Source organism: Kitasatospora sp. NPDC032757, from assembly GCF_055579305.1.
Genome location: NZ_JBVINN010000005.1, coordinates 229126 through 247375, shown reverse-complemented (window position 1 = coordinate 247375; position 18250 = coordinate 229126). Strand labels below are relative to the sequence as shown.

17 protein-coding genes and 1 pseudogene are annotated in these 18250 nt (G+C 73.9%); 5 read left to right on the top strand and 13 right to left on the bottom strand.

Annotation, left to right across the window (positions count from 1 at the left end; genetic code table 11):
- Positions 1–107 precede the first annotated feature (107 nt).
- Positions 108–422: a hypothetical protein gene (locus ACZ5WK_RS10650; RefSeq protein ID WP_465546908.1), complete on the top strand. Its 315-nt coding sequence runs from the start codon at positions 108–110 to the stop codon at positions 420–422.
- Between the two features lie 88 nt (positions 423–510).
- Here ACZ5WK_RS10650 and ACZ5WK_RS10645 read toward each other — a convergent pair whose 3' ends face one another.
- Positions 511–1104: an MBL fold metallo-hydrolase gene (locus ACZ5WK_RS10645; protein ID WP_465546906.1), complete on the bottom strand. Its 594-nt coding sequence runs from the start codon at positions 1102–1104 to the stop codon at positions 511–513.
- A 102-nt stretch (positions 1105–1206) separates the two neighbouring features.
- On the opposite strand from ACZ5WK_RS10645, the gene ACZ5WK_RS10640 reads away from it, so the two are divergent.
- Complete coding sequence (locus ACZ5WK_RS10640; RefSeq protein WP_465546904.1) at positions 1207–2163, top strand: GlxA family transcriptional regulator; 957 nt, start codon at positions 1207–1209, stop codon at positions 2161–2163.
- Between the two features lie 116 nt (positions 2164–2279).
- Positions 2280–3065, top strand: a complete 786-nt coding sequence (locus ACZ5WK_RS10635) for an alpha/beta fold hydrolase (RefSeq protein ID WP_465546902.1) — start codon at positions 2280–2282, stop codon at positions 3063–3065.
- Between the two features lie 54 nt (positions 3066–3119).
- Here ACZ5WK_RS10635 and ACZ5WK_RS10630 read toward each other — a convergent pair whose 3' ends face one another.
- The 4 genes from ACZ5WK_RS10630 to ACZ5WK_RS10615 all read right to left on the bottom strand — a co-directional run bounded on the left by ACZ5WK_RS10630 (position 3120) and on the right by ACZ5WK_RS10615 (position 6606).
- On the bottom strand, positions 3120–3899 hold the full coding sequence (locus ACZ5WK_RS10630) for an alpha/beta fold hydrolase (RefSeq protein ID WP_465546901.1): 780 nt from the start codon (positions 3897–3899) through the stop codon (positions 3120–3122).
- Positions 3896–5146, bottom strand: a complete 1251-nt coding sequence (locus tag ACZ5WK_RS10625) for an RNA polymerase sigma factor (protein WP_465546900.1) — start codon at positions 5144–5146, stop codon at positions 3896–3898. Before ACZ5WK_RS10625 ends, ACZ5WK_RS10630 begins: the two co-directional genes overlap by 4 nt.
- Positions 5143–5505: a YciI family protein gene (locus ACZ5WK_RS10620; RefSeq protein WP_465546899.1), complete on the bottom strand. Its 363-nt coding sequence runs from the start codon at positions 5503–5505 to the stop codon at positions 5143–5145. Before ACZ5WK_RS10620 ends, ACZ5WK_RS10625 begins: the two co-directional genes overlap by 4 nt.
- Before the next feature lie 201 nt (positions 5506–5706).
- The gene (locus ACZ5WK_RS10615) at positions 5707–6606 is read right to left on the bottom strand and encodes a sigma-70 family RNA polymerase sigma factor (protein WP_465546897.1); all 900 of its coding nucleotides are present in this window, start codon (positions 6604–6606) and stop codon (positions 5707–5709) included.
- 236 nt (positions 6607–6842) lie between these two features.
- Between ACZ5WK_RS10615 and pdxR the strand changes: the two genes are divergently transcribed.
- The gene (gene pdxR, locus ACZ5WK_RS10610) at positions 6843–8312 is read left to right on the top strand and encodes a MocR-like pyridoxine biosynthesis transcription factor PdxR (RefSeq protein ID WP_465546895.1); all 1470 of its coding nucleotides are present in this window, start codon (positions 6843–6845) and stop codon (positions 8310–8312) included.
- Positions 8313–8786 (top strand): annotated as a pseudogene (locus ACZ5WK_RS10605) (RNA-guided endonuclease TnpB family protein); the annotation flags it as partial.
- Here ACZ5WK_RS10605 and ACZ5WK_RS10600 read toward each other — a convergent pair.
- The 8 genes from ACZ5WK_RS10600 to ACZ5WK_RS10565 all read right to left on the bottom strand — a co-directional run bounded on the left by ACZ5WK_RS10600 (position 8714) and on the right by ACZ5WK_RS10565 (position 18211).
- Positions 8714–8911, bottom strand: a complete 198-nt coding sequence (locus ACZ5WK_RS10600; protein ID WP_465546893.1) for a DUF6126 family protein — start codon at positions 8909–8911, stop codon at positions 8714–8716. The pseudogene ACZ5WK_RS10605 and the gene ACZ5WK_RS10600 sit on opposite strands and share 73 nt — an antisense overlap.
- Positions 8912–8943: 32 nt before the next feature.
- Entirely contained in the window at positions 8944–9579 is a 636-nt protein-coding gene (locus ACZ5WK_RS10595; protein ID WP_465546891.1) for a helix-turn-helix domain-containing protein, read from the bottom strand.
- Positions 9580–9756: 177 nt separating this feature from the next.
- Complete coding sequence (locus ACZ5WK_RS10590) at positions 9757–11490, bottom strand: pyruvate dehydrogenase (RefSeq protein WP_465546889.1); 1734 nt, start codon at positions 11488–11490, stop codon at positions 9757–9759.
- Positions 11491–11601: 111 nt separating this feature from the next.
- Entirely contained in the window at positions 11602–14010 is a 2409-nt protein-coding gene (locus ACZ5WK_RS10585; RefSeq protein ID WP_465546887.1) for a glycoside hydrolase family 65 protein, read from the bottom strand.
- The gene (locus tag ACZ5WK_RS10580) at positions 14007–14756 is read right to left on the bottom strand and encodes an HAD family hydrolase (RefSeq protein ID WP_465546885.1); all 750 of its coding nucleotides are present in this window, start codon (positions 14754–14756) and stop codon (positions 14007–14009) included. Before ACZ5WK_RS10580 ends, ACZ5WK_RS10585 begins: the two co-directional genes overlap by 4 nt.
- A 98-nt stretch (positions 14757–14854) precedes the next feature.
- Entirely contained in the window at positions 14855–15640 is a 786-nt protein-coding gene (locus tag ACZ5WK_RS10575) for a VOC family protein (protein WP_465546883.1), read from the bottom strand.
- Positions 15641–15864: 224 nt separating this feature from the next.
- Positions 15865–16311 carry an SRPBCC family protein gene (locus ACZ5WK_RS10570; RefSeq protein ID WP_465546882.1) on the bottom strand — a complete coding sequence of 149 codons (447 nt, stop codon included), beginning with the start codon at positions 16309–16311 and terminating at the stop codon, positions 15865–15867.
- A gap of 121 nt (positions 16312–16432) precedes the next feature.
- Complete coding sequence (locus ACZ5WK_RS10565) at positions 16433–18211, bottom strand: LCP family protein (protein WP_465546880.1); 1779 nt, start codon at positions 18209–18211, stop codon at positions 16433–16435.
- Between the last annotated feature and the right edge of the window lie 39 nt (positions 18212–18250).

The window sequence follows — 18250 nt, the reverse complement described above, 5'->3', positions numbered from 1 at the left end:
GAATGCGGGAGTCACGGGCAGCGGGCAGGTCGGCCGGCTCGGCGCCGGGTTGCGGGTGGTTTCTCCTGGGACCCGCCCTCTCCGCCGTCGGGGTCTGCGCCGGCACGGTGTGGACCGTCCGGTCGTGGGCGGACTGCCCGCTCGGGAACGACGTCGGCAACAACACCGGGCTGCAGATGGCGATGCCCGTGGTCTGGCTCTGCATGAGCCTGCTGGTGTTCCTCCTCCAACTCGCGCTGCGCCGCCGGCCCCTCCCCGGCGGACGCGCCACCCGGTGGACGGCGCCCGTCGTGGCCGTCGTCCTGCTCACCCTGCTGTACCGGCTGGGGATGGACTGGCCGTACACGCCGCCCGGGGGCGACTGCACGGACGGCTATCCGCTCTTTCCGTTCACCGGCAGGACCGGCCCGCGGTTCGACTGAGCGGGCCGGCGGGCCGTAGCCGGCGGAGCCGTACGACGCGCGGACGGCGGCCGGCCGCGCGGGTTCGGCCAGGTCCGCGAGCCCGCGGTTACAGGGGGGCGCTCTCGTCGGCCGGGAAGGGGCCGCCGTGGCCGGGGACGAGCAGGTCCGCGGCCGCGAGCACCCGGAGGCGGGAGGCCCGCAGGCCGTCGAGGTCCGGGGCCACCGGGTCGACCACCGGGCCGTTGGGACGCCACCAGAGATCACCGACGAAGGCCACGACGCCCGTCTCCGTACCCGCCAGCAGCGTGATGTCCTCGGGGCTGTGCCCCGGGGTGCGGATCAGCCGCAGGGACGGGGTGAGCTCGTAGCCCTCCGCGTCGCGGTCGGTCCACTGGTCGTTCTGGTAGATCGCCTTGTGGTCGTGGACGCGGGCACTGCCGAAAAGGCCCACGTTCATGGTGTTGTCCGGGTGGTGGTGGCTGAGCACCACGTCGGTGATGTCGTCCGGGCCGAGCCCCAGTTCGGCGAGCGGGCCGAGGATCCGGTCCCGGCCGGCCACCATGCCGGGGTCGACGATCACGTGGCGGTCGCCGTCACGTACGTAGGAGACCGTGGCGGCGACCCCGGGGCCGGTGGACAGGGTGTAGCCGGTGGTCAGGATCGTGTAGGCGGCGGTGCGGCCCAGGGGAGCGTCTGTCATGCCCTCAATTCTTCGGTGCCGGCCGGTCCCCCACGAGTGGCCGTGCTGCCACTGATCGCAGGAAACGTGCCAGGAGCCGGGGAAGGGTGCCACACTCCCCGCATGCCGCCTTTCGTGACCGTCGCCGCGTACGCCCCGCCCGGTGTGGGCCTGCTCGGGGCCGGCATCGCCTCCGAGGTCTTCGACGCGCGCGGCCAGGGACTGCCGAGCTTCGACTTCGCACTCTGCACCGACCGGCCCGGGCAGGTCCGCAGCGACGTCGGACTGCCGCTCACCGTCGAGCACGGCCTGGACCGGCTCGCCACGGCCGACCTGGTGATCACGCTGCCTTGGACCGGCTTCCGGACGCCCCCGGGGCCCGACGTCCTCGATGCGCTGACCACGGCGCACCGGCGCGGCGCGATCGTCGCCGCGCACTGCGTCGGCGCCTTCGCGCTCGCCGCGGCCGGGCTGCTCGACGGCCGGCGCGCCACCACGCACTGGCGCTTCGCCGGCCTGCTGGCCGACCGCTACCCCGGCGTCACCGTGGAACCCGACGCCCTCTACGTCGACGAGGGCCGGATCACCACCGGCGCCGGAGCCGCCGCAGGCTTCGACCTGTGCCTGCACCTCCTGCGCCGCGAGTACGGCGCCGCGACGGCCAACGCCATCGCGCGGGACCTCGTGCTGCCCTCCCACCGCGAGGGCGGCCAGGCCCAGTACCTGACCAGCCCCGCCCCCGAGGACTGCCGGGACGAACGCCTGACCGACGCCCTGACCTGGGCCCACGAACACCTCGACCAGCCGCTCACCGTCGCCGGACTCGCCCGCCGGGCCCTGATGAGCAGGCGTTCCTTCGCCCGCCGCTTCACCGCCGCGACCGGCACCACCCCCCACGCCTGGCTGCTCAACCTGCGGCTGAACCGCGCCGAGGAGCTGCTGGAGACCACGGACCTGCCGGTCGAGGAGATCGCCCGCCGCGTCGGCTACGGGAGCGCGGCCGTCCTGCGGGCCCAGTTCGTCCGCCGCCGGGGCGTACCGCCGCGCTCCTACCGCCGTTCCTTCGCCCGCACCCCTTAGGTCCTGTCCGGCCGGCGGGCGAGGCCGCCTGCGGGCCGTTCCGGACGGGGGGAATTTCCCGCCAAAGGGCCGACACCTCATGGCGGCGGGTCGTCCGGTCGAACAGACTGGGCGTCATGGAAACCACGGTGCCTGTCGCCAGCGGTGAACTCTGGGCCGAGGACTCGGGAGGGGACGGGCTGCCGCTGGTCCTGGTCCACCCGGGCGTCGGCGACTCGACCGTCTGGGACCCGGTGCTCCCTGCGCTCACCGCGCAGCACCGGGTGATCCGCTTCGACGCCCGCGGCTACGGGCGGTCGCCCGCGCCCACGGCCGCGTACTCCCCGGCCGAGGACCTCGCCGCGGTGCTCGACCACTTCGGGCTGGCGCGGGCGGTCCTGGTCGGCTCCAGCATGGGCGGGGCCGCCTCGATCAACCTGACGCTGGACGCCCCGGAGCGGGTGGCGGGCCTCGCGCTGTTCGTCCCCGGGGTCACCGGGTACGACGGGCTCGACGAGACCGAGCTGTACGAGAACGTGCAGCGGCTGGCCACGGCCGGCGACCTGGAGGGCGTCGTCCGGCTCGGGCTGGGCCTCTGGGGGCTGGCCGGCGGGGGCACGCCCGAGGCCGATCCGGTCGGCGCCGCGCACCTCCGGGCGGTCCTGCCCGCCTGGTTCAGCAACGTCGGGTACCAGGAGACCGATGCGCCGGCCTTCGGCCGGCTCGGGGAGATCACCGCACCCACCGTGCTGGCGCTGGGGGAGCAGGACCGGCCGGCGGTCGTGCGCTGCAACGAGGAGATGGCGGCCCGGATCCCCGGCTGCCGGCTGATCCGGCTGGCGGGCTCCGACCACTACCCGACGCTGCGCGAGCCGGAAGCCGTCGCGCGGCTGGTGGAGGAGCTGTACGCCGACGCGACGTGAGCGGCCCGGCAGAGGCCGAGCAGGCGTTCACGGGCCGAGCGGGCGGGCACGGGCCTACCGGACGAACTCGCCGATCAACCGCGCCAGCTCGGCAGGGCGTTCGAGATGGAGGTCGTGGCCCGTGCCGGGGACGCCGACGGCGACCGTCGCCGGCCGGGTGCGGAGCATGCGGTCGATCTCCTCGGCGCCGATGATGCCGGACTGGCCCAGGACGGCGAGGGTCGGGCAGGCCACCGCCGCCCACTCGTCCCACCAGGAGCGCTGCGCGTTCTCGTCCAGCGACGCGACCATCACGTCGCGGTCGAAGCGCGGCCACCACCCGCCGTCGCGCTCCTCCAGGCCCGCCGCCCAGCCCTCGCCGACCGGCCCGCCGCCGAGGAACGCGACGGCGGCCTCGCGGGAGGGGAACGGCGTCGGCCAGGAGTCGAACCAGCCGGCGATTCCGGCCTGCGTCTGCGGGTCGGACCCGGCCGGCCCGGCCTCGACCAGGACCAGGCCGCTCACCAGCGACGGGTGTGCGGCAGCGGTGAGCATCGCCGCGTGACCGCCGTAGGACTGGCCGACCAGGACCGGGCGTTCCAGGCCGAGTTGCCCGATCACCGCGACCACGTCGGCCACGTACGCGGCTCGCGAGACGTCCTGCGGCCGGCGCTCGCTGGCGCCGTGGCCGCGCTGGTCGACGGCGACGACGCGGTGCCGGGCGCCGAGGCTCCGCGCAACGGCGTCCCACTCCCCCGCGTGGCCGGCCAGCCCGTGCAGCAGCACCACGGGCGTCCCCGGGCCGCCGGAGTCGCGGCAGGCGAGCCGCACCCCGTCACGAACGACGAACCTCATACCGTGGCCTCCGAACGCCGTGCGCATTCCGTCAGGTGGCGCCGCTCGGGCGCGCTGGTGGTGCGACGGGCGGCCTCGCGGTAGGCGGCCACCGCACCCGCCTTGTCGCCCGACAACTCCAGAAGGTGGGCCCGGGTGGCGAGCAGGCGGTGGTGGCGGGCCATCCGCTTGTCGGCCTCCAGCGTGGCGAGCAGCTCCAGCCCCGCGGCAGGCCCGTGCACCATCGCGACGGCGACCGCGCGGTTGAGCGTCACCATCGGGTTAGGCCCGAACTGCTCCAGCAGGCCGTACAGGACGAGGATCTGCGGCCAGTCCGTGGACGCGTCGTCCGTGGCCTCGTCGTGCACCGCCGCGATGGCCGCCTGGAGCTGGTACGGGCCGACCTGTCCGCGCGGCAGGGTACGGCTGATCAGCTCCACGCCCTCCGTGACGAGCCCCGCGTCCCACTGCCCCCGGTCCTGCTCGGCCAGCGGCACCAGTTCCCCACCGGGGCCGGTACGGGCCGGGCGGCGGGCGTCGGTGAGCAACATCAGGGCGAGCAGGCCGGCCGTCTCGGCGTCCTCGGGGGCCAGCCGCAGGAGCAACCGGGTGAGGCGGATCGCCTCGGTGGAGAGCTCGGGCGCGGTGAGGTCGGCGCCGTCGGTCGTGGTGTAGCCCTCGTTGAAGACGAGGTAGAGCACCTGCCGGACCTCCTCCAGGCGCTCGGCCCGCTCCGGTCCCTGCGGCGCGGCGAGGGGCAGGCCCTTGATCGTCGCCTTGGCCCGGCTGATCCGCTGGGCCATGGTCGCCTCGGGGACCAGGAAGGCCGCGGCGATCTGCGCGGTGCTCAGGCCGCCGACGGCGCGCAGGGTCAGCGCGATCCGGCTGGGCGCGGAGAGCGCGGGGTGGCAGCAGAGGAGGAGCAGCGCCAGCGAGTCGTCCCGGTCGGCGTCCGGCCGGGCGTCGGCGGCGTGGCTGAGCAGTGCGGACTGCGGGGTGGCCAGGCCGAGGGCGTCCTCGCGGCGGCGGCGGGCCGTCTCGCTGCGCACCTGGTCGACCAGGCGGCGGGAGGCGACGGTGACCAGCCAGCCGCGCGGGTTCTCCGGCATGCCGGCCTCGGGCCACTGGAGGGCCGCGGCGAGCAGGGCCTCCTGCACGGCGTCCTCACAGGCGTCGAAGACGCCGTAGCGGCGGACGAGCGCCCCGAGGGCCTGCGGCGCGAGTTCGCGCAGCAGGCCCTCGATGCCGTCCGGGAGCAGCGCGGTCACACGTCCGCCGCGGCGTCGTGCAGGACCGGCCAGAGCTCGACCGGGTCGACGTCCGCGAACGGCATGTCGGCGGCGATCTGCTGGGCCCGCTCCAGGCTGTCGCAGTCCAGCAGGTAGAAGCTGGCGACGTACTCCTTGGTCTCCAGGTACGGGCCGTCGGTGACGGCCGGCAGGCCTGCCTCGCGGCGGACCAGCTGCGCGTTGGCCGCGTCGGCGAGGCCGTAGGCGCCGATCAGCTCGCCGCTCCCGCGGTACTTCTTGTTGAACGCGTCCTGCTTGGCGATCGCCTCGGGCCAGTCCTCGGCCGGGAACGACGCCCACTTGGCCTGGTTGCCGTAGATCATCGCGACGTACTTCATCTCGGGTGTCCTCCCCGTCCCGCGCGCCCCGTCGGCGCGCTGTCACCCTTCAGTCGGAGCGACTCCCACGCCCTCGACACCCGTCGACAGATTACTTCGGAGTTTTTTCGGACCTTTGCCGACCTGCTGGAACGCGGGGCAGGCCGACGGCGGCCGCGCGGCGGGCCGGGTGCGGCCCGCCGCGCGGAGACGCTCCCGGCCTCAGCCGTCCAGCAGGGCCGACAGGTCGAGCTGGGCCAGGCGCTCCGGGTCGGTGAGGAAGTCCATCGCGATGATCCGGCCGCCGTGGACGGTGAACGCCATGAGCGAGAGCGGCTTGCCGTCGGCGAGCGAGAGCACACCGGGCGCGCCGTTGATGAGCACCGGGCAGCCGTCCTGGGCGAAGCGGGCGAAGGTGATCGCCTGGGAGGCCACGTCGGCCGCGCCGCGGCGGAGCACACTCGGGCGGAGCGTGCCGCCGTCGGAGCGGGCCACCACCTCGGGGTCGAGGACGGCGAGCAGGGCGTCGAAGTCCCCGGCGCGCGAGGCGGTGAGGAAGGCCTCCACCACCTCGCGGCGCTTGGCCAGGTCGCTGTCGGGGGCCGGGGCGGCGCCCTGGACGCGGCGGCGGGCACGGCTGGCGAGCTGCCGGGTGGAGGCCGAGGTGCGGCCGAGGATCGGCGCGATCTCGTCGAAGGGCACGGAGAACAGGTCGTGCAGCACGAAGGCGAGCCGCTCGGCCGGGGCGAGCGTCTCCAGGACGACCATCAGCGCGATGCCGACCGAGTCGGCCATGAGGATCTCGTGCTCCGGGTCGACGGCGCCGAAGGCGGGGCCGACCACCGGGTCCGGCAGCCGGAACCGCCCGTCCTGGTCCTGCAGCGGGTCCTCGCGCCGGGCCGTGCGCGAGCGCAGCAGGTCCAGGCAGATCCGGCCGACCACGGTGGTCAGCCACGCGCCGAGGTTGGCCACCTCGGTGGTGTCGGTGCGGCTGAGCCGGAGCCACGTCTCCTGCACGGCGTCCTCGGCCTCGCTGAGCGAGCCGAGCATCCGGTAGGCGACCGCCCGCAGTTGGTGCCGCTGCTCCTCGAACTGCTGCGCCTGGAAATCTTCCCCGATCACCTGTCACATCCCCCAGCTCTGATCCGTCGGTGCTGTGAAGGACGATAACCGGCCGGGCGGGCGGGGCACCCGGCCCGACGCGGCGTGCCCTCCCACGCCGTTCGAGGCCGCGTCGTGGCCGTCGTGGAGCCGCGGGGCCCGGAACGCGACCAGCGGGAAAGCCCGCGCGGGAGAAGGGCGATAATCCCCGTACGGACAGCCTCGGCAACGGAACGCACGGAACGGCCCCTCAGCCCATGACCACCTCCCGCGCCACCTCCCGCACCTCCGCGTGGACCACCTTCGGCGGCGACCTGCACCTCGACCTCACCGGGCGGCGGGCCGCCGGGGCCGGGGTGCGGGCGGCGCTGGAGGACGCACTGCGGGAGGCGGTGCAGGACGGGCGGCTGGCGCCCGGCACCCGGCTGCCGTCCTCCCGGGCGCTCGGCGAGGACCTCGGGATCGCCCGGAACACCGTGGTCGAGGCGTACGGGCAGCTCACCGCCGAGGGGTGGCTCACCTCGCGGCAGGGCTCGGGCACCACGGTGGCCGAGCGGACGACACCGCGCCCGGGCCGGCGGGCGGCGGGCGCGCCGCGCGGCCGCCCCACCGGCCGGTACGACCTGATGCCGGGGCGGCCGGACGTCTCGCTCTTCCCGCGCAGCGCCTGGCTCGCGGCCGCCCGGCGGGCGCTCGCCACCGCGCCGCACGAGGCGTTCGACTACGGCAGCCCGCTGGGGCGGATCGAACTGCGGCAGGCGCTCACCGACTACCTGGCCCGGGTGCGCGGCGTGCGGACCGACCCGGAACACCTGCTGATCTGCGCCGGGTTCACGCAGGGGCTCGGCCTGCTCTGCACCGCCCTGCGCGAACGCCGGCCCCGGCACCAGCGCGCCGCCCCGTCGCTGGCCGTCGAGGCCTACGGGCTGGCGCCGCAGCGCGCCATCGTCCGCGCCGCCGGGCTCGCCGCCGTCCCGCTGCCGCTGGACGAGGCGGGCGCCCGCACCGACCTGCTGGACGGGCGGCGGGACGCGGCCGTCCTGCTCACCCCCGCCCACCAGTTCCCGACCGGCGCGGCGCTGGCCGCCGAACGCCGGGCCGCCGCCGTCACCTGGGCGCGCGAACACGACGGCTACGTGATCGAGGACGACTACGACGGCGAGTTCCGTTACGACCGGCAGCCGCTGGGCGCGATGCAGGCGCTCGACCCCGAGCGGGTCGTGTACGCGGGGACGGCCGCGAAGAGCCTCGCCCCCGGCCTCCGGCTGGCCTGGCTGGCGCTGCCGGACGCGCTGGTCGAGCCGGTGGCCCGGCTGAAGCAGCTGGCGGACACCATGTCGCCGGTGCTCGACCAGCTCACCCTCGCCGAGCTGATCACCTCCGGCACCCACGACCGGCACGTCCGCCGCTCCCGGCTGCACTACCGGCGCCGCCGCGACCTACTCGTCGCGGCGCTCGCCGAGCGGGCTCCGCACGTCCGGGTGACGGGCATCGCCGCCGGGCTGCACGCCGTGCTGCAACTGCCGCCCGGCGCACCGCCGGAGGCCGAGCTGCTGGCCCGCGCCGAGGCCGCCGGACTGGTCCTCAGCGGCCTCACCCGGCACCTCGCCGAGCCCGGCTCCGCCCCGGACGCCCCGCCCGCCCTGGTGGTCGGCTACGGGACCCCGCCCGACCGCGACTTCCCGGCCGCCCTGGACGCGCTCTGCGAGCTGCTGCGGGACTGCTGAAAGCGCGAGTTCCATCACCAGCTCTCGACGAAGATCATCTGTGAGAACCAAGCGGTGGCCGTTGAGAACCTGGCGGTGAAGGGGCTCGCCCGTGCACGCCTGGCCAAGTCGGTCCACGATGCCGGATGGTCGGCCTTCGTGTCCGTGCTGGAGTACAAGGCCGCGCGGTACGGGCGCACCTTCCTCCGCATCGGAAGGTTCGAGCCGGCCTCTCAGACCTGCTCCGCATGCGGTGTCGAGGACGGCCCCAAACCCCTGCGCATCCGCGAGTGGACGTGCAGGGCGTGCGGGACCGTCCTCGACCGGGACATCAACGCGGCGGTCAGCATCGTCAAGGCCGCCGGACTGGCGGTGACAGCCTGTGGAGCGCGGGTAAGACCGGGACTCGTCGGGAGCGGAAGTCAATTGTTGCGGTTGCCCAGCTCGAAGAGCAGCATGATGAAGCCCGCGAAGGCGTGGGTGGCGACCATGTAGATCAGCACCCGGATGCCGACCCGGCGGTTGGCCCACTTGCCGGCGTCGATGGTCTTGGGGGCGTCGGCAACAGGGGCTCCGACGGAAGCGGCGGGCCCGGTGACGGTGGTGGCGGGATCGGCCATGGGAGATCTCCTCCAGGAGTTCTGACGTACGGTCAGTGGGGTGCGGCAGGGCCGCCGCCGAGGCAGAGTTCGCCGCCGGGGCTCTGCAGCAGGGTGTGGACGAAGAGCAGTTCGACCCCGTCCGCCGACTCGGCGGCGATGCAGTGCGGGGTGAGCGAGTCGAAGTGCGCGGAGTCGCCCTCTGCGAGGAGGTGGACGTGGTCGCCGAGGGTCAGCCTCAGCCGGCCCTGGAGGACGTACAGCCACTCCTCACCGGGGTGGACCCGGACCACGGCGTCCTGCACGCCCGGGGGGACGTGCACGCGCAGCGCCTGCATGGCACGGCCGGGGGCGCCGGCCCGGCGGTAGCCCCAGCCGCCCGCGCGGCCCGGTTCGATCGCGCCGCCGCGCACCACCGGGTCCGGCTCCACCAGGGCCTCGCCGAGGAGGCCGGAGACGGAGGTGCCGTAGGCGCGGGCGAGGCCCAGCAGGACGGGCAGCGAGGGCTGCCGGCGGCCGGTCTCCAGCCGGGACAGATAGGCTGGGGAGAGACCGACCCGGGCGGCGGCGACCTCCAGCGTGAGGCGGCTGCCGAGCCGGTGCTCGCGCAGCCTCGCGGCGAGGCCGACGACCTCCTGGTCGTCGGGCCGGCCGCCGGGGGTGGAGGGGCCGGGTGGGCTGGTGGTCATGGGACCAGTGGACACCCGGCGTGCCGCAGGGGCAAGAAAGTTGCCTCAGAGGCAAACCGCGGAGGCCAACCGCCCCGGGAGGCCCCCGCGGAAGGCCCCGTCGGGCCGGCCCCGGAAGACCTCGGCAGCCCGGCCGCACGAGACCCCGGCGGACCCGCCCCGCGAGGCCCGGCGCCGCTACGGCCGGGGGATGTTCCGCAGGTTGCTCCGGGCCAGGTCGATCATGCGACCGACCCCGCCCGAGAGCACCGTCCGCCCGGCCGCCAGGGCGAAGCCCTTCAGCTGGGCGGCGGTGATGTGCGGCGGGATGGAGAGCGCGTTCGGGTCGGTGACCACGTCCACCAGCGCCGGGCCGGGCCGCTCCAGCACCTCCGCCAGCACCTCCCGCACCCGCGCCGGATCGGTGACCCGCTTCGCCGGGATGCCCATCGCCCGGGCGATCCCCGCGTAGTCGACGTCCCCGTTGTCGATCTCCGACTCCGGGTAGCCGGAGACCAGCATCTCCAGCTTGATCATGCCGAGCGCGCCGTTGTTGAACACCACCGTCTTCACCGGCAGCCGGTGCCTCGCCACCGTGAGCAGCTCGCCCAGCAGCATCGACAGCCCGCCGTCACCCGCCATCGCCACCACCTGCCGCCCGGGGCAGGCCAGTTGGGCGCCGATCGCGTGCGGCAGGGCGTTGGCCATCGAGCCGTGCAGGAACGAGCCGATCACCCGGCGGCGCCCGTTGGGCCGCAGGTAGCGGGCGGCCCAGACGTTGTTCATCCCGGTGTCCACGGTGAACACCGCGTCGTCGGCGGCCACATCATCCAGCACCGAGGCCACGTACTCGGGGTGGATCGGCAGGTGCTTCTCGATGTCCCGGGTGTAGGCGCCGACCACGTCCTCCAGCGCCCGCCAGTGCTTGCGCAGCATGTCGTCCAGGAAGGTGCGGTCGCTCTTCGTCTCCAGCAGCGGCAGGACGGCGCGCAGGGTCGCCGAGACGTCGCCGTGGACGGCGAGTTCGAGCGGGGTGCGGCGGCCCAGCCGGGTGGCGTCGTGGTCCACCTGGATGGTGCGGGCCTGCGGCAGGAAGGAGTCGTAGGGGAAGTCGGTACCGAGCAGCAGCACCAGGTCGGCGGAGTGCAGCGCCTCGTGGCAGGCGCCGTAGCCGAGCAGGCCGCTCATCCCGACGTCGTACGGGTTGTCGTACTGGATCCACTCCTTGCCCCGCAGAGAGTGCCCCACCGGTGCGTGCAGGGCCTCCGCGACCTCCAGCACCTCGGCGTGCGCCCCGCGCACCCCCGCGCCGCAGAACAGGGCCACCCGGCCGGCCTCGTTGAGGGCACGGGCGAGCGCCTGCACCTGCGACCAGGGCGGGGCGGCCACCGCCTGCTCGGTGAGGAAGTGGCTCGTCCCGGTCGGCCCGGCGGCGGGCAGCGCGGCCACGTCACCGGGGAAGACGAGCACGGAGACGCCGTGGGCACCCAGCGCGTGCTGGATCGCCACGCGGACCAGGCGGGGCATCTGCTCGGCGGTGGAGACCATCTCGCACCAGGTGCTGCAGTCGGTGAACACCCGCTCGGGGTGGGTCTCCTGGAAGAAGCCGGTGCCGATCTGCGCGGACGGGATGTGCGAGGCCAGCGCGAGCACCGGCAGGCCGCTGCGCTGGGCGTCGTAGAGCCCCTGGATCAGGTGGGTGTTTCCGGGGCCGCAGGAGCCCGCGCAGACCGCGAGGCGCCCGCTCAGCTCGGCCTCGGCGGCGGCCGCGAAGGCGCCGGCCTCCTCGTTGCGGACGTGCACCCAGCTGATCCCCTCGGCCCGGCGGATCGCGTCCACCACCGGGTTGAGGCTGTCGCCGACCACCCCGTACACCCGCTCCACCCCGGCCTGCCGGAGCACCTCCACCATCTGCTCGGCCACACTCACCACGGGGGCACTCCTTCACCGGCCGCCGGTTGCCACAGGACACCTGCACCCTCGGACGGGAGGGGGCACGACGCATGCGGGGAGGGGCCGAAGGGGTGAAGCAGCCGGGGACCCCTACTCCGCCGCGAGGTGGTCCGGGCCCGGGCCCAGGGTGCCGGCGACGACGCCGGCCTGGGGCTGGCGGCGGGCCGGTTCACGGCCGGGGGGCTGGCTGCACCGTTCCTGGACGGGCGGGACGACGGTCGGGACGGTGACCGGTGCGCCCGCCTTCACCTGCACCGCCTCGCCGTCGTGCCGCAGGTGGATCACCTCGCCGCGGCGCAGCGTGTACGTCGTGCCGTCGTGGGTGATCCGGACACCGAGCAGCTGGCCGCGCACCATCAGCGAGAAGCCGAGCTTCATCAGCCCGGCCGGGAGCCGGGGCCGGAAGGAGAGCGTCTCGCTGTGGTCCCGGAGCCCGCCGAAACCGGCCACCAGGGCGACGCAGGTACCGGCGAGCGAGGCCATGTGCAGGCCGTCGCGGGTGTTGCCGCCGAGGTCGTGGAGGTCCATCAGGGCGGCTTCGGCGGTGTAGTCGTAGGCGAGGTCCAGCTGGCCGACCTCGGCGGCGATCACCGCCTGGGTGCAGGCGGAGAGCGAGGAGTCGCGGACGGTCAGCCGCTCGTAGTAGGCGAAGTTGCGGGCCTTCTGCTCGTCGGTGAAGGCGTCGCCGCGGACCTGCATGGCGAGCACCAGGTCGGCCTGCTTGACCACCTGCTTCCGGTACAGGTCGAAGTACGGGTAGTGGAGCAGCAGCGGGTAGTTCTCGGGCGGGGTGTGCTCGAAGTCCCAGAACTGGTGGTCGGTGAAGCCGTCGGCCTGCGGGTGGACGCCGAGGTTCTCGTCGTACGGGACGAACATCGCGGCGGCGGCGTCCCGCCACGCGGCGGTCTCCTCGGTGTCGACGCCGAGCGCGGCGGCCTCGCGCGGGTGCCGGCCCGCGGCCTCGGCGGCGGCGCGCAGGTTGGTCTGCGCCATCAGGTTGGTGAAGACGTTGTTGTCGGCGACGGCGCTGTACTCATCCGGTCCGGTGACGCCCTCGATGCGGAACTTGCCGACGGCGTCGTGGTGGCCGAGCGAACGCCACATCCGGGCGGTCTCGACCAGCAGTTCCAGGCCGTACTCGCGCTCGAACTCGACGTCCCCGGTGGCCCGGACGTAGCGGGCGACGGCGGCGGCGATGTCGGCGCCGATGTGGAACGCCGCGGTGCCGGCCGGCCAGTAGCCGGAGCACTCCTCGCCGCGGATCGTCCGCCACGGGAACACCGCGCCGGAGAGCCCGAGTTGGGTGGCCCGGTCACGGGCCAGCGGGAGAGTGGTGTGGCGCCAGCGGAGTGCCTGGTTGACGGCGGAGGGCAGGCAGTAGGTGAGCACCGGGAGGACGAAGGTCTCGGTGTCCCAGAAGCTGTGCCCGTCGTAACCCGGGCCGGTCAACCCCTTGGCGGGGATGGCCCGTTCCTCGCTCCTGGCGCCGGCCTGGAGCACGTGGAAGACGGCGAACCGGACGGCCTGCTGGAGTTCGACGTCGCCCTCGATCTCGACGTCGCTGGTCTCCCAGAACTCCTTGAGGAAACGGGCCTGTTCGGCGACCAGACCGCCCCAGCCGGTGTACCGGGCGGCGGTCAGCGCGGCCTCCACCTGGTCCCGGACGGCGGGCAGCGAGCGGGTCGCGGACCAGCCGTAGGACATGAACTTGACCAGCCGCAGCTTCTCGCCGGGTTCGAGCAGGGTGGTGACGCTGATCCGGCAGTGGTCGGCCTCGGCCTCGGCGACGGTGTCCAGCCGGTCCGGCCCCTCGATGACGTGGTCCATCCCGGCGGCGACCCGGATGCCGCTGTAGCGGGTGCGGTGCACCAGGACGGCCTTGCTGCCGCCGGCGTGGTGCACCTCGGCGATCAGCGGGGCCTCCAGCACGGCGGCCACCCGGGGGTCGCCCTCGGGCCCGCCGGGCAGCTGCTCGTTGGCGACCAGCTCCGACTGGAGGACGATCCGCACCGGCGCGTCCACCGCCTCCACGGTGTACTCGACGGCGGCGATGGCCCGCTGGGTGAGCGAGACCAGCCGGGTGGAGTGCACCCTGATGGTCCGCCCGGCCGGGGAGGTCCACTCCGCCTCGCGCCGCAGCAGGCCGTCCCGGAAGTCCAACCACCGCCGGTGGCTGACCAGTTCGCCGTAGCGCAGGTCGAACGGCTCGTCGTCGACCAGGAGCCGGATGATCTTGCCGTTGGTGATGTTGATGACGCTCTGGCTGGACTCCGGATAGCCGTAGCCGCCCTCGCCGTACGGCAGCGGGCGCAGCTCGAAGACGCCGTTGAGGTAGGTGCCGGGCAGGCCGTGCGGCTCGCCCTCGTCGAGGTTGGCGCGCAGGCCGATGTGACCGTTGGAGAGCGCGAAGACGGACTCGGCGCGAGCCATCGCGGCCAGGTCGAGGCCCTGTTCGGCGATCTGCCACGGGTCGACGGTGAAGTTGTCCAGTCCGGTCATGCCGAGCCCCCTTCGAGCAGCTCCGCGAGGTCGTTGACGACCACGGTGGCGCCGTGGCGGCGCAGTTCGGCGGCCTGGCCGGTGCGATCCACGCCGACCACCGCACCGAAGCCGCCGGCCCGCCCGGAGGCGACCCCGGCGAGCGCGTCCTCGAAGACGGCGGCGTGCGCGGGCCCGACGCCGAGTGCCCGGGCGGCGGCCAGGTAGGTGTCGGGTGCGGGCTTGCCCGGCAGTCCCTCGCGCCGGGCGACGACGCCGTCCACGATCACGTCGAACAGCTCCTCGATCCCGGCGGCGCGCAGCACGTCACGGCAGTTGGCGCTGGACGAGACCACCGCGCTGGGCAGCCCGAGCGCCCGCAGCCGGTGCACGTACGCGACCGAGCCCTCGTACGGCTGGACGCCCTGTTCGCGGATCATCCGCAGCACGGTGTCGTTCTTGGCCAGGCTGATCCCGTGCACGGTGCGGGCGCCCGGCGGGTCGGCGTCGGTGCCCTCCGGCAGGTCGACGCCACGGCTGTGCAGGAAGGCCCGGGTGCCGTCGAGTCTCGGGCGGCCGTCGACGTAGGTGTCGTAGTCGTCGACGGCGTCGAAGGGGACGAACTGCCCGCCGCTGCGGGCCGCTTCGGCGCTCAGGAAGGCGTCGAAGGTGTCCTTCCAGGCCGCGGCGTGCACCTTGGCGGTCTGGGTGAGCACCCCGTCGAGGTCGAAGAGGAAAGCACGGATGTCGTCCGGAAGCCCCAGCATGGGTGCAGTCTTACCCGCGGACAGCGGGAAGCCGCCCATTCCCGGCGGCGCGTCGCGGGAACGGACGGCTTCCGGGGCCGTACGCGGGATCGGGCACGTTACGGGGAGTCGGGCGAGGCGATCACCGCGAAGACGGCACCCTGCGGGTCCTGGACGACCGCCATCCGGCCGGACGGCATGTCGAACGGCGGCTGGAGCACCGAGCCACCGGCCTTGACCAGGGCGTCCACGGTGGAGTCGGTGTCGTCCACCGAGAAGTAGGTCAGCCAGTGCGGGGGCGTACCGGGCGCCAGGTAGTCGGGCAGCTTCTGCATGCCGCCGACCATGCGGTCGCCGGCGTTGAGCGAGAAGTAGCCCTCCATGCCCTCGACGGTCCCCGGGCGCAGGCCCACCGCCTGCTCGTAGAACGCCCCGGCGGCGTCGGTGTCCGTGGTGTTCAGCTCGTTCCAGACCAGCGAACCGGGCTCGTTGACGATGCCGGCGCCGATGAAGTCGACCTTCTGCCAGACGCCGAACACCCCGCCGGTCGGGTCGGCGGCGACCAGCATCCGGCCGACCGTGCCGACGTCCATCACCGGGTAGAGGATCGTGCCGCCGCTCCCGGCGATCGCCCTGCCGGTGGCGTCGGCGTCGTCCGAGGCCAGGTAGGTGGTCCAGGAGACCGGCGGGACGGGCTGGCCCTCGGGGGCCATCTGCGCCATGATCCCGGCGACCGGCTTGCCGTTCAGCAGGCACATCGCGTATCCGCCGAACTCGGGCGGGCCGATCTCGCCCTGCCAGCCGAACAGGTCGCGGTAGAAGTCGAGCGCGGCCTGCTGGTCGCTCGTCATCAGGTCGACCCAGCACGGGGTGCCGGGCTTGTAGGGAGCGGTGACTTCGGGCATTGCTGGGCCTCCAAGGGCGATGGTCCTCCGCCACGGCCGGCCGGGGGCCACGGCCGGTCCCGGCTGCAGGTCGTGCTCGGGGCGCGGGTACGGCGGATGCGCGGCCGGACCGGCGGCACACCGCCCACCTTCGCCGCGGCCCCGCGTTCCCGCCACCGGACGGCGCCCGGCGGGGGACGGCGGGGGGCGACGCCTGGCGGGGGAGACGGGTACGGCCCGGCGGGCTACGAGTCGTGCGGCGCCGGCTTCACGAAGTACGGCTGCACCTTGCCGCTCTGCGCGTAGTCCTTGAGCCGGACCAGCAGCTCGGCCCAGGTGCCGGCCACCATCGGCACGCCGTCCTCGGTGCCGGGCTGCCACCCGCCGTGGCGGAACAGCAGCCGGGTGCGGTCGGGGGCGTCGGGCTGGCCGGCGAGGTCCCAGCTGATCCAGGTGCCGGCCCAGTGCGGCGGGAAGGTGCCGACGTTCGTCCAGACCACCCGGTCCCGGTCGGCGCGCTCGCGGCGCAGCCGGAACGGCTCGGGGACGCCGGGGAAGTCGAAGAGCAGCACGTCCCCGTCACGGTCCACCTCGGTGGTCCACCAGCTGGTGAGCCCGTCGTGGGTGTTGAGCGCGGCGAGGACGACGGCACGGGGTGCGGCGATGTCGAGCTGCAGGGCGATCTCGGCCATGGGGTCCGCCTTTCGGGCCTGCGCCCCCCCTGATCGGTCCCCCTCCGGCCACCATGGCACAGGGCCCGGGGTCGGCACACCCCGGGCCTGTACGGCGGCTCTCTGCTGCCGCTACCGTGCGTTATCCACCACTGCCGTAGGTGGTGCCGGCGCAGATGTCGTCGTCCGCCGAGCGGGTGTTCTCGGTGACGCTGCTGGGCAGCGGGGCGGGCGCTGCGGGCGCGGCCGGGGCGCCGGAGGCGGCCGTGGAGGCCGTGCCGCCATTGGCGGCCACGAAGTCCTTGCCCACGACCACGAGGATGCCCGCCGAGGATCCGGCCTCGACGGTCGCCCCGGGAAAGAGCTCGGCGACCTTCTGGGCGTTGGCCTTCTGGCCGGAGCCGTACTCGACCACCGTCGTCGCCCGCTTGGTGCTGGCCGCGGGGCCCGCCTTGGTGGCGTTGAACTTGGCTCCCTTGAGCAGCTCGGCTGCCTTGCCGTCCATCCCCGTGGTGGTGGTCCCGTTGTAGACGGCCACCTTGATGGCGGCGTTGCCCGCGTCTGAGGCGGGCGCGGAAGCCGAGGCGGTCGCGGCGGGAGCCGGGGTGTTCGGGGCGGCGGGCGTGGTGGCCTCGGCCGGCTGCTCGCCGGTGGCGTTCTGGCCGTCGATGGTCCGGTCGGCCCTGATGGTGTCCCAGAGCTTCTTGGCGTCCGCCTCGACGATGTCGAGGTCCATGTCCTGGGTCCGGTAACGCCAGGGCACCGTCACGAACTTGAGGTCGTGCATGTCGATGTTCTTCAGCGAGAGGCCGAAGGAGAGCAGCTTGTCGGCGGAAGAGAGACCGGGGTCGACGGTCATCGACTTGGTGGCGGCGTCGGCAAGCGGCAGCAGGGTCGTGGGGTTGAGGCCCTGGCCCTTGATGTTGGAGGCGAGCGAACCGAGGAATGCCTGCTGGCGCTTCATCCGGCCGATGTCGGAGCCGTCGCCGATGCCGTGGCGCAGCCGCACGTAGTCGAGCGCCTGCTGCCCCTCCACCTTCTGTTTGCCTTGCGGCAGGACGACACTGCCCTTCTTGGGGAGCTTGGGGTTGATGTCGCCCTCGTAGATCGGCTTCGGCAGGCAGATGTCCACTCCGTTGACGGCCTTGGTCATCGCAGAGAAGCCCTGGAAGTCGACCACGATGGTGTGGTCGACCCGGATGCCGGTGAGCTTCTCGACCGTGTTCTGGGTACAGGCCGGGTTGCCTTCGTCCGTCCCGCCGATGGAGAAGGCAGCGTTGAACAGGTCGCTGGACGCCCCCTTCGTCCACTTGCCGTTCGGCAGCTTGCAGGGCGGGATCGCGACCTTGGCGTTGCGCGGGATCGAGATGCCGACGGCGTGCTTGTGGTCCGCGTAGACGTGCAGCAGGATCGTGGTGTCCGAGCGGGCACCGCCGACCTCGCCGCCGCCGCCGAGGTCGGAATTGTTCTTTCCGCGGCTGTCGGAGCCGATCAGCAGCACGTTGACCGGCTTGTTGCCGTCCGCGTCGGCCTGGGCCTCGGGCGGGCGGTCGGCGGCGATGGCGTCCGCGTCGAAGGACTTGATGTTGCCGTTGAGCTTGAGGTAGATCGCGCCGCCCGCGCCGGCTATCAGCACCAGCACGCCGGCCGCCGACCAGGCCACGATCTTCTTCACGTTCTTCTTCGGCTTGCGGCTGTTGCGCGCCGCCGCCCGGCCGCCGGCCGCCGACGCATCGGGGGCCGCCTGGCCGTCCTTACCCTGCGCGCCCTTGCCCTGCGCACCCTTGCCCTGGGCCGCGCGCCGGGCCTCGGCCCGCCCGCCGGCCCGCGGCTGCGGCACCGCGCCATCGCCACCGTCGGTCGTGAGCGCACCGGGCGCGTCGTCACCACGAGCCGGGCCCTCGCCCCACTGACCTGACATCCGTGTACCTTTCACCGGCGGACGCGGCGCCCGTCCTCC